The 14,283-nt window shown below is 67.1% G+C and carries 13 protein-coding genes; 8 read left to right on the forward strand and 5 right to left on the reverse strand.

The window, feature by feature from the left end; translation table 11 throughout:
- Positions 1–103 precede the first annotated feature (103 nt).
- The 6 genes from ACL9RL_RS09960 (at position 104) to ACL9RL_RS09985 (ending at position 6,190) form a co-directional block, all read left to right on the forward strand.
- Complete coding sequence (locus ACL9RL_RS09960; protein ID WP_422780087.1) at positions 104–1,000, forward strand: ABC transporter substrate-binding protein; 897 nt, start codon at positions 104–106, stop codon at positions 998–1,000.
- A gap of 1 nt (position 1,001) precedes the next feature.
- Positions 1,002–2,300: an LLM class flavin-dependent oxidoreductase gene (locus ACL9RL_RS09965; RefSeq protein ID WP_422780088.1), complete on the forward strand. Its 1,299-nt coding sequence runs from the start codon at positions 1,002–1,004 to the stop codon at positions 2,298–2,300.
- A complete protein-coding gene (locus ACL9RL_RS09970) occupies positions 2,297–3,226 on the forward strand; it encodes an amino acid ABC transporter permease (protein WP_422780089.1) in 930 nt (309 codons plus the stop codon). The genes ACL9RL_RS09965 and ACL9RL_RS09970 overlap by 4 nt, the downstream gene beginning before the upstream one ends.
- Positions 3,223–4,029 (forward strand): amino acid ABC transporter ATP-binding protein, encoded by an 807-nt coding sequence (locus ACL9RL_RS09975; protein ID WP_422780090.1) that lies wholly within the window; start codon positions 3,223–3,225, stop codon positions 4,027–4,029. The genes ACL9RL_RS09970 and ACL9RL_RS09975 overlap by 4 nt, the downstream gene beginning before the upstream one ends.
- A gap of 86 nt (positions 4,030–4,115) precedes the next feature.
- Positions 4,116–5,159: an adenosine deaminase gene (gene add / locus ACL9RL_RS09980; protein WP_422780091.1), complete on the forward strand. Its 1,044-nt coding sequence runs from the start codon at positions 4,116–4,118 to the stop codon at positions 5,157–5,159.
- Positions 5,156–6,190, forward strand: coding sequence for an LLM class flavin-dependent oxidoreductase (locus tag ACL9RL_RS09985; RefSeq protein WP_422780092.1), 1,035 nt, complete (start codon positions 5,156–5,158; stop codon positions 6,188–6,190). The genes add and ACL9RL_RS09985 overlap by 4 nt, the downstream gene beginning before the upstream one ends.
- A 74-nt stretch (positions 6,191–6,264) precedes the next feature.
- Here ACL9RL_RS09985 and ACL9RL_RS09990 read toward each other — a convergent pair whose 3' ends face one another.
- Positions 6,265–6,606: a hypothetical protein gene (locus tag ACL9RL_RS09990; RefSeq protein WP_422780093.1), complete on the reverse strand. Its 342-nt coding sequence runs from the start codon at positions 6,604–6,606 to the stop codon at positions 6,265–6,267.
- 241 nt (positions 6,607–6,847) lie between these two features.
- On the opposite strand from ACL9RL_RS09990, the gene ACL9RL_RS09995 reads away from it, so the two are divergent.
- Entirely contained in the window at positions 6,848–7,138 is a 291-nt protein-coding gene (locus ACL9RL_RS09995) for a hypothetical protein (RefSeq protein ID WP_422780094.1), read from the forward strand.
- 57 nt (positions 7,139–7,195) lie between these two features.
- Here the strand turns inward: ACL9RL_RS09995 and ACL9RL_RS10000 are convergent, their stop codons facing one another.
- The 4 genes from ACL9RL_RS10000 to ACL9RL_RS10015 form a co-directional block, all read right to left on the reverse strand.
- Entirely contained in the window at positions 7,196–8,557 is a 1,362-nt protein-coding gene (locus ACL9RL_RS10000) for an ABC transporter substrate-binding protein (protein WP_422780095.1), read from the reverse strand.
- A gap of 4 nt (positions 8,558–8,561) precedes the next feature.
- On the reverse strand, positions 8,562–9,518 hold the full coding sequence (locus ACL9RL_RS10005; RefSeq protein WP_422780096.1) for a carbohydrate ABC transporter permease: 957 nt from the start codon (positions 9,516–9,518) through the stop codon (positions 8,562–8,564).
- A 9-nt stretch (positions 9,519–9,527) separates the two neighbouring features.
- On the reverse strand, positions 9,528–10,376 hold the full coding sequence (locus ACL9RL_RS10010) for a carbohydrate ABC transporter permease (protein ID WP_422780097.1): 849 nt from the start codon (positions 10,374–10,376) through the stop codon (positions 9,528–9,530).
- A gap of 113 nt (positions 10,377–10,489) precedes the next feature.
- Positions 10,490–12,661 (reverse strand): alpha-galactosidase, encoded by a 2,172-nt coding sequence (locus tag ACL9RL_RS10015; protein ID WP_422780098.1) that lies wholly within the window; start codon positions 12,659–12,661, stop codon positions 10,490–10,492.
- A gap of 291 nt (positions 12,662–12,952) precedes the next feature.
- Here ACL9RL_RS10015 and ACL9RL_RS10020 point away from each other — a divergent pair, with 291 nt between their 5' ends.
- A complete protein-coding gene (locus ACL9RL_RS10020) occupies positions 12,953–14,272 on the forward strand; it encodes an enolase C-terminal domain-like protein (protein WP_422780099.1) in 1,320 nt (439 codons plus the stop codon).
- The last annotated feature ends 11 nt before the right edge of the window (positions 14,273–14,283 follow it).

Here is a 14,283-nt window from a genome sequence, read left to right on the forward strand (position 1 = left end):
CGGTCCCTCCGCCCGACAGCGAATCCGCCTGACGCGGAACCTCTCGTGAGTCTCCCCGACGCTCACATCCCCTCGATCTGCACCTGGAAAGGAACCACACCTCATGGTTCGCAGCGCTCCCTTCTCCCGAACACGCCTGCTCGTCACGACGGTGGCTGCAGCCGCAGCCGTCCTCGTGACCCTGAGCGGTTGCTCCACCGCAGCTGCCCCGGCAGCCCCCAAGGCGACCACCGCCTCCGATGCCGTCACGATCGGCGACATCTCGAAGCTCGACCTCCTGAAGAAGGACACGCTGAGCGTCAACGTGGACGAGCCCGTCTGGTCTCCGTGGTTCATCGACAACGAGCCGAGCAACGGCAAGGGCTTCGAGAGCGCACTCACCTACGCGATCGCCGACAAGCTCGGATTCAAGAAGGACCAGGTCGCCTGGGGCTACACGGCGTTCAACGCGTCCTACGCACCCGGCCCGAAGGACTTCGACTTCTACGTCCAGGAGGTCTCCATCACCGACGAGCGTGCGAAGGCGGTGTCGTTCAGCGACCCGTACTACGTCTCGCGCAGCGTCGTGATCACCAAGAAGGGCTCCGACGCCTCGAAGGCGAAGAGCGTCAAGGACCTCGCGAAGTTCCGCTTCGGCACGGTCGCCGGCACCACGCAGGACAGCTACATCACCGGCACGATCAAGCCGACCGACGTCCTCAGCTACGACACCGTCGCGCTCAGCACCCAGGCCCTCGAGAACGGTCAGGTCGACGCCATCGTCGCCGACCTGCAGATCGCGCAGAACGTCGTGCTGAACCAGTTCCCCGACTTCGAGATCTCCGGCCTCCTCAAGGACAACGGCGTGAGCCACGGCTTCGGTCTCATCTTCAACCTCGACAGCCCGCTCGTCCCGTACGTGAACGCGGCCATCAAGGAGCTGCAGGACGACGGAACGCTCGACAAGCTCGTCAAGGAATGGCTGCCCCTCCCAGAGGGCGTGCGCGAGTACACGCAGTAACGTGACCGACATCCGACCAGACGGGGTGAGGACGGTCCATCTCGGAGCGTTCTACCCGAACGATCACCACCACACCCTGTGGGGCCACCCGCAGGCCGGGAGTCAGATCGAGTTCGGCGCCTTCGAGCAGTTCGCTCGGAGCGCCGAACGCGGCCTGTTCGACTTCGTGTTCCTCGCCGAGGCGAACTGGCTGCAGGAGCACCGGGACCGCGTCATCGAACACGCGATCCTGGACAAGCCGGACTCGCTGACCCTCCTCGCAGCGCTCGCCGCCGAGACGAGCAGGATCGGTCTGGTCGCGACCATCGGCACCACCTTCGCGGACGCGTTCCACGTCGCCAGGCAGTTCGCCGCCCTCCAGCGGGTGTCGAACGGCCGGGCGGGGTGGAACGTCGTCACGTCGCACACCTCCTTCGGGCAGGGTGCGACGACGAACTTCCGTCCAGGACGACTCGGACGGCACGAGGACAGGTACACGGACGCCGAGCGGTTCGTGCAGGACGTCCTCTCCTACTGGGACCCGGCGCGCACAATCGGTTCCGCACCGTTCGCCGTCCCGGACGAGCGGCCCGTGATCGTGCAGGCCGGCGGCTCCGAGGCCGGCCGGGACCTCGCAGGGCGCTACGCCGATGCGGTCTTCGCCGGCCGCCGCAGCATCGAGTTGTCGAGGGAGTTCGCCGACGACATCCGCGGCCGCTCGCGCTCCTACGGCAACCCGGAAGCGCTCATCCTGCCGAGCACCGCGTTCGTCCTCGGCGACACGGAGGCCGAGGCCCAGGAGCGGCAGCGCGAGTGGCGCGACCTCGAGATGACGCCAAAAGTCGCCGCGTTCCTGCTCGAAGAGGTGTGGGGAGGCGACCTGTCCGACTTCGACGTCGACGGCCCGCTCCCCTCGTTCGACCCGGACTGGGACCACGCCTACGCGTACACGCGCGGCATGGTCGGCGGGGAACGCGATGCCAGGACGCTCGTCGCCGGGTGGCGTCACCTCGCCGAGACGGAACACCTCTCGGTGCGCCAGCTGCTGAGCACGGTCCGCGCCCGCCGCGACTTCGTCGGCACCGGTCGCAGCGTCGCCCTGCAGATCAATGAGTGGGTCCAGGCGGGCGCCGCGGACGGCTTCGTGGTGAATCCGTCGGTCGTCCCCTCCGGGCTCGACGACTTCGTCGACGCCGTAGTGCCGGAGCTGCAGGAGCTCGGCGTGTTCCGCACGGAGTACACCGGCAACAGCCTGCGCGACCACCTGACCCAGACCGTGCAGGGGCGCACGGCACACGGCTCGGCCGGAGCAGGCGCATGACCCGCCTCGACGCCTCCCGGAAGCCGGTACGGACCGATGCGGCACGCCCAGCAGCGATCCTCCCGGCGGCCCCGCTCGCCGACGAGGAACTCCGGACGCTCCTGAAGCCGCGCAGGTGGTGGCGGCGGAAGGACATCGTCGGCTCCTCGACCGTCGCCATCGTGAGCACGGTCCTCGTGATCACGATCGTGTCGCTCATCGCGATCAACTCGACCGGGTGGGCCGCGTTCCAGGCGGCGTTCCTCAGCCCGGAGCACTTCATCCTCTCCTTCCCGAAGGTCTGGGACGGCTTCCTGCTGAACGTCGTCCTGTTCCTCCTAATCGAGCCCATCGTGCTCGTCGTCGGACTGGTCCTCGCACTTATGCGCAACCTGTCCTCGCCCGTGTTCTTCCCGTTGCGGGTGTTCGCGATCGCCTACATCGACCTGTTCCGCGGGCTGCCGGCGATCCTCGTGATCCTCATGCTCGGCATGGGCATGCCAGCGCTGCGGATCGAGGGGCTCAGCACCTCGCCGCTGTTCTGGGGTGCCGTCGCGTGCGTCCTCACGTCCTCCGCCTACGCGGCCGAGAACTACCGGGCAGGCATCGAGTCCGTGCACCCGAGCCAGCGCTCGGCGGCCAGGGCGCTCGGCCTCGGTCACTGGCAGACCATGCGGTTCGTGGTCCTCCCCCAGGCGGTCCGACGGGTCGTGCCGCCGCTGCTCAGCGGGTTCATCGCCCTGCAGAAGGAGACGGCGCTCATCTCCGTCATCGGCCCCATGGAGGCGTCGAGAGCGGCGCAGGCGTACTCGGCGACGACGTTCAACTTCACCTCCTACCTCGTGGCGGCGCTCCTCTTCCTCGCCATCACCATCCCGCTCACCCGCTTCACCGACTACCTGCTGCGCCGCAGTGCGATCAGACGCAGCATCGGAGGCGCAGTATGACCATCACCGACGAACGGGACGGCGGCGCCCGGGACGGTTCCCTCTCCCCCGCCATCACCATCCGTGGCGTGTACAGCGCGTACGGCGCCCACACGGTGCTGCGCAACATCAACCTCGACATCCAGCCGCACGAGGTCGTCGCCCTCATCGGGCCGAGCGGATGCGGCAAGTCGACGCTCCTGCGCACCCTCAACCTCCTCGAGGCGCCCATCGCCGGCGACATCTGGCTGGGCGAACAGCGGATCACCGACCCGAAGGCCGACCAGAACACCGTCAGGCAGCAGGTCGGGCTCGTCTTCCAGCAGTTCAACCTGTTCCCGCACCTCACCGTGCTGCAGAACATCACCCTCGCTCCGAGGCGTGTGCTCAAGCAGTCGCAGCGCATCGCGGAGGACAACGCCCGTGCCCTCCTGGCGAGGTTCGGCCTCGCCGACAAGGCCGACGAGTACCCGGACCGGCTCTCCGGCGGTCAGCAGCAGCGCGTCGCGATCATCCGTTCGCTCGCGACCGAGCCGCAGGTCATCCTGCTCGACGAGGTGACGTCGGCGCTCGACCCGGAGACGGTCGGCGAAGTCCTCGCACTCATCCGCGAACTCCGCGACCTCGGGTACACCCTCGTCCTCGCGACGCACGAGATGGCGTTCGCCCGGAACATCGCGGATCGGATCGTCTTCCTCGACCGCGGTGAGATCATCGAACAGGGGCCGCCGACGCAGATCCTCGATGCGCCGGAGCAGGAGCGGACGCGGCAGTTCGTGGAACAGATCCTGCACCACAACACCGGAAGCGTCCCTTCGCCCTGACAGCCGGCCCTGACGACGAGCCCCGCGTACCAGCCCTGCGCACGACCACTGAACCACATGCCCCGAACCACGCAACGGAGTTGCACATGACGTACCCCAAGATCGAACTCCACGTCCACCTGGAGGGCGCGATCCGGCCCCAGACGCTGTTCGCGCTGGCGGCGAAGAACAAGGTGACGCTCCCCGTCGACACCCTGCAGGAGCTCGAGGACTTCTACGTCTTCAGCGACTTCAACCACTTCGTCGACGTCTGGAACGTCACCACGGACGTCCTGTTCGACGCGGACGACTTCCGCCGCGTGGTCGTGGAGTACGCGAAGGAGGCGGCGTCGTTCGGCGTCTCCTACTTCGAGGGCATCTTCTCCCCCGGCCAGTACTACGTCCGCGGCATCGACGGGCAGGCGCTCTTCGAAGGCTTCACCGACGGCATCCAGGCGGCCAGGGAGGAGACCGGAGTCGAGGTGCGGTTGACGCCGGACCTCGATCGTCGCCGACCCATCGAGATCAGCGAGCGGATCGTGGCAGACGCCGTGAAGTTCCGTGACCGCGGCATCGTCGGCCTCGGGCTCGGCGGACGCGAGCGGGCCGACCCGGCCAGCAAGTTCGCCGACGTCTTCCGGTTCGCGCGCGACCACGGCCTCGCGAGCGTCCCCCACGCCGGGGAGGACGCCGGTCCGGAATCCGTCCGCGACGTCATCGACGTCTTGCACGCGCACCGGGTCCGCCACGGCATCAGGGCGATCGAGGACGCGACGCTCGTCGACGAGATCATCGACCGCGACATCGTGCTCGACGTCTGCCCCACCTCGAACCTCCGCACCCGCGTCATCGCGGATTGGAAGGACCACCCGCTGCCTGAGCTCATCGCCTCAGGCATCCCGCTCACGATCAACACCGACGACCCGGCGATGTTCGGCACCGACCTCGGGGTGGAGCACCGGCTCGCGATCGAGGCCGGGGCGGACCCGCGCGCGCTCTTCGAGGCCGGGATCCTCGGCCAGTTGGCTGGTGACGAGGTCGCAGACCGACTGCGTGCGATCGCTGATGCGCACTGGGGGGTTGGCGCGGTTGGCGCTGGCGGTGTTGGCACTGCTGACGCCGCCGCGGGCGGAGCAGGGAGCGCACGATGACCGCCTCACAGTCCTCACCGTCCGTCGTCATCGCTCTTGATCTCAGCGCCCTCGCGCTCGACACCGCCGACGGCGTCGAGCAGCTGATCAGCGCTGCTCAGTCCGCGGATGTGGCAGGCGCCGATCTCGTCACGCTCGACGATCCCCTGACGGGTGCGGCAGATGGACGGCCCAGGCTCGCTGCGACCGAGGCGGCCGCCTTCGTCGCACGGCGCACCGGGCGCATCGGCCTGTTCCCTGCGACCTCGACCCACTACACGGAGCCGTTCTTCGGCGCAAAGGCCTCCGCGACGCTCGACCACGCGTCCAACGGGCGCGGCGGTGTCGTCCTCGACCCCCGCCGCACCGACGAGGCCGACCGGTACCTCCCGAACGCGGCGGCGTTGTCCGCCGATCAGCTCGATGCGCAGGCGGCGGAGTACGCCGAGGTGCTGCGCGAGCTCTGGGACAGCTGGGAGGACGATGCGGCGATCCGCGATGCAGCCACCAGCCGGTACGTCGACGCGAGCAGGATCCACCACATCCACCATCGCGGGCAGTACTTCCAGGTCAAGGGTCCGCTCGTGACGCCGCGGCCGCCGCAGGGCAACCCGCTCGTCGCCGTCCGCACCGAGCCCGGCGCCCACGGTCTGTCGTCGCCGCTTCTCGTCGCTCGGGCGGACATCGTGATCGTGCAGTTCTCCGCCGGGGACTCCGCGGCTCCGGCGGTCGCCGCGTCAGCTGCTGGAGTCGACGCTGTCGTCGGAGCGGGTCCCGACGCGCTCACGTCCCTCCTCGCATCCGGCGCCACGGTGCTCGCGCGAGTGGCCGCCTCGTCGGTCGACGCCATCGTGGCCGAGGTGCAGTCAAGGCTCACGCAGGGCTTCCACGGAGTCGAGGTCATCATCACCGAGCCCCTGCAAGGCGACATCCCCACGCTCCTCGCTGCCCTCGGCGCCCGGCCCACCGGGGCGACCCCGGCGCCTTCCCCCCTCTTCCGAGAACGACTCGGCCGCCCCCACATCCCCAGCCGCTACGCCTCCAACACCTGATCCGCGAGGGGAGGCGAATTGTCGTCCACCGGAGTCCGGAACGACAGTCCGCCTCCCCTCGACGAGCTCGGGCGCTACTCGTGCGTCAGCCTCGGGATCTCGACGGGGACGTCGTCGCCATCGAAATGCAGGTCGAGGCCGATGTCCGAGCACCGCAGGGCGATGTAGTCGCGTCCGTTGGTCCACGACTCCTCGTACGCGTTCCGTTCACTCGACGTGCTGGAGATCCACGCGGAGGTGAAGCTGCTCGCCGCGCGACGGACCATCTCGGTCACGTCGTCTGGCGCATCGCCGCTGTCCGCGAGCGTCTCCCAGCGCTTGTGGAGTGCTTCGCTCGCGTCGAGCACCGACTGCGGCGTCGCGGCTCCGCCGTCGCGGACATCGATGAAGGCCTGCCAGGCCGCTTCGTAGTCCAAGCAGAACGACTCGCGGAGCTCATACCCGCGCGAGCACCCCGTCAGCGCCACAAGTGCAACGGCCGCCAGCGCACCTCATCGCATCGCCAGAGTCCCCCGACCTACGGCAACATGTCGTACAGTCCGTCTCTCAAGCACGTTTCCCCTCCCCTCGCGGATGCTCTGCATCCCCACATGAGCATGACACGATACATCCCTGACCATCATGCACGGGAGCGTTGTCTTGTGCTACATTTCGGCGATGATCTCTCGACTGGGCTTCGGCATCGCGCTCGCGCTGGCGCTCACGGGGTGCACCGAAAGCGCAGACCTCAATAGCGCTGAGCAGGTCATCCACAACGAAGCCTCCGCGGCTCAGCGGAAGGCTCTCGTCGACGGTGTCGTCACCTCGAACGAGTACTACGACGCGTTCCTCCGCTTCTCGGCGTGTGTGTCCGCCGCCGGTTTCGAGATCGAGTCGCAGATGGGATCGGATCAGACCATCGACTTCCATGTGTCGAGCGCTTCCGGCAACGACGAATCCCGGCCGTGACCGCGCGGAAGGCGGTCAGGGCCGGGATTCGGGCCGAGAGCTCAGGAGCTCAGCGCATCAGTAGCCTCGGGTGAGGATGCTGTTGACCTTCTCGTTCAGCTCGGTGAGCGCCGGCGCGGGCTTCACCTTGCCGATCATGATCGCCTCCATCACCGGCGCCATCGCGAGTCCGACACGGTTCGGACGCTTCGTGACGGGCGCGAGGTGCGTCGTCTTGTCCGTGACCTGGACGGTGAAGCCGCTCACGTCGACGCCCTTCGCCAGACGCGCCTGCACGGACAGCTCCGTCGACGCCTTCTGAGCCGGGAACACCACACCGGCCTTCGCGATGAGGTCCTGGCAGGTGCGTCCACTCATAAACGCCACCCACTTCGCGGCCTGCTCCTTGCGCGGCGACTGCGCGTTGATGGAGTCGGCAAGACCGTTGAACATCGATGCGCGTTCACCGGACGGACCGATGGGCGTCGGCGCGATGGCCACGTCGATGTCCTTGAAGTCGGTGTAGGTGGAGATCATCCACGAACCGTCCTGCGACAGCGCGGAACGCTTCGAGGCGAACTGCTGGTTCGCACCGAAGTTGCCGTTCGCGGTCGTCGCCTGATCCGGCGTGAAGCCCTTGGCGATGAGGCCCTGGTACCACTCGACCGTCTTGATGAAGCGTGGGTCGTCGAAGTTCGTCTTCGTGCCCCACGGGTTCTTGTTCGCGTACTCCCAGCCCGTCGAGAACGCGAAGGACGACCACTGGGTCTGGCCCAGGTTGCCGCCGCCGCCGCTCTGCGACATGCCGTACACGGCGACGTGCTTCGGGTCGAAGCCCGGCTCATCGCCTCTGACGCCGTTCTTGTCGATCGACAGGTGAGCGATGATCTTCTCGAACGTGCCGCCGTCCTCCGGGTTCCACGTCGCCGTGTTGAGGTCCTGCAAGGAGATGCCGGCGTCGGCCAGCATCTGCTTGTTCGCGAAGAACGCGACGGTGTCCCAGTCCTTCGGTGAACCGTACTGCTTGCCGTCCTGACCGACCCACAGTTCGGAGAGGCCGTCCTGGTACTGGTCCGGATCGATGCTCGCGGTCGCATCGAGGTCGTTCAACGGTTCGAGGACGCCGAGGTCCACGAAGTCCGCGAACTTCGACAGGTGGTCGGTGAAGACGTCCGGGCCGGTGCCGGCGATGAAGCCGGCGGTGATCTTCGCCCAGTAGTCGCTCCACCCGTACTGCGTGATGCGGACCTTCAGGCCCGGGTTCTCCTGCTGGAACGCGTCGGCGCACTGCTGGTAGCCGGGCTGCTGGGCGGAGTCCCACAACCAGTAGGAGATGGTGTCGCTGCCGGTCGACGACGGGTCGCCGCTGCTGCAGGAGACGAGGCCGGTGGCCAGGCCGAGCGCCGCGACGGCGCCGATGATCTTCGTGCGAGTTCTCATAACGTCACTTCATTCCGTTGAAGCCGATGGAGTTCACGATGCGCTTCGCGAAGCTCATGAACAGGATCATCATCGGCAGGGCGGCGACCAGGGCTGCGGCCATCAGGCCGGACCAGTCCGGACCGGTCTGCGGGGTCTGGGCGTTGAAGATGCCGAGACCGACGGTGAGCACGCGCGACTGGTCCGTGTAGGAGATCATGAGCGGCCAGAAGTAGTCGTTCCACGCGCCGATGTAGGTCAGCACGGAGAGCGTCAGGATCGGCGCCCACGACATCGGCAGGATGAGGCCGAAGAAGATGCGGATCTTGCTCGCACCGTCGAGCGTCGCCGCTTCTTCCAGTTCACGCGGGATGTTGTTGAAGAACTGGCGCAGGAAGAAGATCGCGAACGGAGCCATGAGCATGCCGGGGAGCGCGATGCCGAGGAGCGTGTCGATGAGGCCGAGTTGCTTGATGAGCACGAAGTTCGGCAGCAGCGTGAAGATGCCAGGCACCATCAGCGCTCCGAGGAAGACGCCGAACACGACGTCGCGGCCCTTCCAGCGCAACCGGCTGAACGCGTAGGCGGCGAGGGCGGAGAAGAAGATCTGCCCGACGGTCACGAGCGTGGCCACGACGACCGAGTTGAGCAGGTAGCGCCAGAAGTCGATCGACTGTCCGGAGCCGCCGGCCGCGATCGCCTCGGCGCCCGTCTGCAGGCCGAAGACGCGCTTGAAGCTGTCGACGGAGAACTCCGGCGGGAGGATCGCCTCTGGGTTCGCGAGCAGCGCGGCGTTGGTGGAGAGTGCGGAGCGGATCACCCAGATGAAGGGGAAGAGCGTGACGACCACGATGGAGATCATCACGATCCAGGCGAAGATCCGCCCGATGGAGACGCGGCGGCCGGTGGCGGCCTTGGACGGCTTGTCCTGCTTCCCGCCAGGGGTGGTGATGGAACGGGTTTCCGTCAGTGTTGCAGTCATGGGTTCGCCTCAGTCCAGGTCGGTCTGGCCGGCACGGGTCATCCGGTACTGGATGACCGTGACGATCATCAGCAGGAGGAGCAGTGCGACAGAGAGTGCGGATGCGTAGCCGAAGTCGAAGTCGCCGAACGCCGTGTTGAAGATGTACAGCTGGAGGACGTTCGTGGAGTTCGCGGGCCCACCACGTGTGGCGACGGACACCGTGTCGAACACTTGGAAGGACCCGATGACGGTCATGATGAGCACGAGCGCGAGGATCGGGCGCAGCAGCGGCAGGGTGATGCCGAAGAAGGTGCGGACTTCGCCTGCGCCGTCCATCTTGGAGGCCTCGTACATCGTGCCCGGGATGGACTGCAGTCCGGCGAACAGCAGCAACGCCGTGTATCCGACGTGCCGCCAGACGTTGACGAGGGCGACGGTGATGATCGCGTACCGCTCGTCGCTCCAGAAGGAGATGTTCTCGATGCCGACGAACGCGAGCATCTTGTTGAAGATGCCGTAGTTGGTGTCGAGGATCCAGAGGAACACGAGCGCCACGACGACGTTGGAGACGAGGTACGGCGTGAGGACGATGCCGCGCAGCAGCGTCGAGCGTGTCAGCCGCTGCATCAGCACGGCGATCACGAGCGCCACGATGATCTGCACGGAGATGTTGACCAGGACGTACTGGACGGTCACCCAGAGGGAGTTCCAGAACTGCGGATCCTGCACGAGGCGGATGTAGTTGTCGAAGCCGGTGAAGACCGGCGGCGTCAGCAGGTTGAAGCTCGTGAAGCTCAGATAGATGCCGCGGAGGGTCGGCCAGATCATAAACACGAGCAGGCCGATGGTCGCCGGCAGGATGAACCAGAATGCCATTCCGGAATCATCCCGACGGCGGCGCTTTCGACCGGCCGTGACCGGGAGCGAGGTTGTCATGACGACGTCCTTGTCTGTAGGCGCGGAGGGACCGCGACGGTGCGTGGGGAACTTCAGTTGGTGGCTTCGACGACCTCGTCGAAGCGGACGATCCAGGCGCTCGATGGCGGCAGCGCTGGAAGTTCGAGGCCGGAGCGGATGAGTGCGGCGCCGGTCAGCACCACACCACCGGCCCAGGGGGTCAGGTGCTCAGGCTCACCGGACGGGAAGACCGGGGCGACACGGTAGCGGCGCTTCGGGTCGAGCCCTGCGAAGCGGACGGCGCCGCCGTTGGAGTGGATGGGCGATGCGAGGAGCGCGAGCGAGAAAACGGCGTGCGCCTGATCTTCGGACACCACTCCGTGGACGTACCAAGACGGGTCGGCGAGGTCGATGCGGACGAGGTCGCCGCCGTGCAGCAGCCCACGCAGTTCCTTGTGCGTCTGGATCCAGGCACTCAGTTCGGTGATTTCCTGCTCCGTCGCCTTCGCGAGGTCCCATTCGACGCCGAAGTGGCCGAAGAGGGCAGAGGCTGCACGGAATTCGAGCGTGTTGGCTCGATGGGTCGTGTGAGAGATCCCGGAGGCGACGTGGGTGCCCATGAGTTCTGCAGGGATGAGCTGCGTCGTCCACCGGTTCATCAGCTGGCGGTCGAGCGGGTCGATGTTGTCGGAGACCCACACGCGGTCGGTGCGTTCCAGCACCCCGAGGTCGACACGGCCGCCGCCCGATGCGCAGGATTCGATCTCCAGGCCGGGGTGCGCCGCCTTGAGCTCGTCCATCAGGCGATAGGCGGCGAGCGTCTGCTCGTGGACGACCGGGCGACCGGTGAGGAGGTTGCCTGCCTCGACGAGGTCGCGGTTGTGGTCCCACTTGATGTAGTCGATCTCGACCTCGGCGAGGACGGCGAGCATCTGGTCGCGGACGTGCGCGTACGCTTCCGGGATGGCGAGGTCGATGACCTGCTGGTGACGGGCTGCGATCGGCCACCGGTCTGCGGAGGCGCCGATGATCCACTCGGGGTGCGCTCGGGCGACGTCGGAGTCCGGGTTGACCATCTCGGGTTCGAACCACAGGCCGAACTGCATGCCGAGCCCCTTGACGAGGTCGACGAGCGGTGCGAGGCCGTTGGGCCAGACGTCGGCGGAGACGACCCAGTCGCCGAGTCCGGAGTGGTCGTCGCGACGGGAGCCGAACCAGCCGTCGTCGAGGACGTAGCGTTCGATGCCGAGTGCCGCCGCGCGGCGGGCGAGGTCCGCGAGACGCTCGAAATCGTGGTCGAAGTAGACCGCTTCCCAGGTGTTGATCGTGACGGGTCGCACGGTCGTCGGGTGCTGCGGGCGTGCACGCAGGAAGCGGTGGAACCGGCGTGCGACGGCGTCGAGGCCCTCCGCGTTGGAGAAATAGATCCACGGCGAGACGTACTGTTCGCCCGTCTGGAGGACGACCTCGCCCGACTCGAGCAGTTCGCCGCCGCCGAGGACGCCAGCGCCCGTCCACAGTCGCTCCGCGTAGTGGGTGTGGTTGCCGGAGAACCCGGTGTGCACGGCGTACACCTCGCCGCCGGCGAAGTCGAAGCCGGGGGTGCCGGCGTGCAGCAGGTAGGCGGCATCGGCCCCGGTACGGCCCTTGCGGTTCTCGCGCAGGTGGGTGCCGACGGCGAGGTTCGTGCGCTGTGGGACGCGTTCCAGCCCCCAGTGCCCGGCGAAGTCGAGGATGTCCGTTGCGAGCGTCGGCAACGGCAGCGTGAGCACGAGGTCGTCGAGCTGGTACGACTCGCCGTCGTTGGTGAGTGTGGCGCGCTGGCGGACGATGCCCTGCGCGGTGAGCTCGACCGTGATCTCGATCGTGAGGTTCGTCGCGGCACTGCGGGCGGTGACGGTGAGGGAGGCTGCTTCGGCCTCGACGTATCCGTCCGCCGCCGTGCCATCGAGCGTGACGGCCTCGGTTTCGAAGACGGAGGAGAAGTCGCGTCCGCCGCGCGATCCGCGGAGCCCCGGGCGCCCGAGCCAACCGGACCACTGCTCGGGCAGGACGCTCGGCAGGAGTGTCACGTCGAGGTTGTTGTTGGCCGGGACCGGTGCCGATGCGAGGATCACGTCGCGCGCATCGGCTTCGGTCAGCGTCCCCAGATCGCCGCCCCAGTGGTGGACGACGGGGAGGCGTGCGTCACTGACTTCGATGAGGAGGGAGACTCCGGCGGCGCGGGCGTGGAGCAGGATGCTCGGGGCAGGGGTGGGGGACATCAGCGTCTCTTTCCTTACTTAATTCTGTGCTGAAACTATGGCACAGACTTTGTTAAGTCAATAACTCAACCTACACAAGGTGGCACAAGATGCGACACGGATGATGGCTAAAACCTCCGATTCGTCCACCGGATGCCGCACATCCGGAACTCACGGTTGAAGGCGGCCCCTCGCGCGTGCGGCAATAGTGGTGTCGTCAGGACCAGTATCGGCGTCGGCGTGCGAGGCCGCACGAACCGCCATCGATGCACTCCGCCCCGACACCCCGACCAACCGAATTGAGAGATACTCGTGACACTCATCAAGGCCGTGCACGTGCACGACATCCGCTTCCCGACCTCCATCACGATGGACGGCTCCGACGCGATGAACAAGGACATCGACTACTCGGCCGCCTACGTGACGCTGGAGACCGACGACCCGGAACTGTCCGGATTCGGCTTCACCTTCACGATCGGCCGCGGAACGGACCTCGTCGCCGAGGCAGCACGGCAGCGCGCGACGCCCTTCATCGGTCGCGACGTCGACGAGCTCGTCCAGGACCTCGGCGGCGTCTACCGGGAGATGCAGTCGGACACGCACCTGCGGTGGCTCGGCCCGGAGAAGGGCGTTGTGCACCTCGCTCTCGCCGCCGTGATGAACGCCATGTGGGACCTCGCGGCACGCAAGGCGGGCAAGCCGCTGTGGAAGCTCCTGACCGACATGACCCCCGAGCAGCTCGTCGACGTCGCCGACCTCACGTACCTGTCCGACGTGCTCACCCGCGAGCAGGCCATCGAGATGCTGCAGGAGAAGTTCGCCACCCGCGGCGAGCGCATCGCGGACCTCGAGCGCATCGGCGGCTACCCCTGCTACACGACGAGCGCCGGCTGGTTGGGCTACAGCGACGAGAAGCTCCGTCGCCTGCTCACGGAAGCGCTCGACGAGGGCTACACGCACGTCAAGCTCAAGGTCGGCGGCGACCTCGAGGACGACGTGCGCCGTCTCGCGATCGCGCGCGAGGTCATCGGCTGGGACACCAACCTCATGATCGACGCCAACCAGGTGTGGGACGTGCCGGTGGCGATCAGCTCGATGGAGCGCCTCGCCGAGTTCAAGCCGCTCTGGATCGAGGAGCCGACGAACCCGGACGACATCCTCGGCCACGCCGCCGTGCGCAAGGCCGTCTCCCCCATCGGCGTCGCGACCGGTGAGCACGGGATGAACCGGGTGCTGTTCAAGCAGCTGTTCCAGGCCGAGGCCATCGACTACTGCCAACTGGACTCCGCCCGACTCGGCAGCGTCAACGAGATCCTGTCCGTGTACCTGATGGCCAACAAGTTCGGCATCCCGGTGTGCCCGCACGCCGGCGGCGTCGGCCTGTGCGAGCTCGTCCAGCACCTCTCGATCTTCGACTACGTCGCCGTCTCCGGCACGCTGGAGAACCGTGTGACGGAGTTCGTCGATCACCTGCACGAACACTTCACGGACCCGTGCATCGTCGAGAACGGCCACTACACGATGCCTGGCCGGCCGGGGTACAGCGCGGAGATCCACACCGCATCCGTCGCGGAGTACGCGTTCCCGGACGGCAGCTACTGGGTCGCGCAGCGCGAGGTCGCACCACGATGAGCGGTGCTCAG

The sequence above is a fragment of the Plantibacter sp. Mn2098 genome, assembly GCF_049319745.1.
Lineage (GTDB): Bacteria > Actinomycetota > Actinomycetes > Actinomycetales > Microbacteriaceae > Plantibacter.

Excerpts from the sequence above, each read along its gene's own strand:
- ACL9RL_RS10000 (WP_422780095.1), bottom strand. The coding sequence starts at position 8,557 with ATGAGAACTCGCACGAAGATCATCGGCGCCGTCGCGGCGCTCGGCCTG.
- ACL9RL_RS10005 (WP_422780096.1), bottom strand. The coding sequence starts at position 9,518 with ATGACTGCAACACTGACGGAAACCCGTTCCATCACCACCCCTGGCGGG.
- ACL9RL_RS09960 (WP_422780087.1), top strand. The coding sequence starts at position 104 with ATGGTTCGCAGCGCTCCCTTCTCCCGAACACGCCTGCTCGTCACGACG.
- ACL9RL_RS10015 (WP_422780098.1), bottom strand. The coding sequence starts at position 12,661 with ATGTCCCCCACCCCTGCCCCGAGCATCCTGCTCCACGCCCGCGCCGCC.
- ACL9RL_RS09985 (WP_422780092.1), top strand. The coding sequence starts at position 5,156 with ATGACCGCCTCACAGTCCTCACCGTCCGTCGTCATCGCTCTTGATCTC.
- ACL9RL_RS09975 (WP_422780090.1), top strand. The coding sequence starts at position 3,223 with ATGACCATCACCGACGAACGGGACGGCGGCGCCCGGGACGGTTCCCTC.
- add (WP_422780091.1), top strand. The coding sequence starts at position 4,116 with ATGACGTACCCCAAGATCGAACTCCACGTCCACCTGGAGGGCGCGATC.
- ACL9RL_RS09995 (WP_422780094.1), top strand. The coding sequence starts at position 6,848 with ATGATCTCTCGACTGGGCTTCGGCATCGCGCTCGCGCTGGCGCTCACG.
- ACL9RL_RS09970 (WP_422780089.1), top strand. The coding sequence starts at position 2,297 with ATGACCCGCCTCGACGCCTCCCGGAAGCCGGTACGGACCGATGCGGCA.
- ACL9RL_RS10010 (WP_422780097.1), bottom strand. The coding sequence starts at position 10,376 with ATGGCATTCTGGTTCATCCTGCCGGCGACCATCGGCCTGCTCGTGTTT.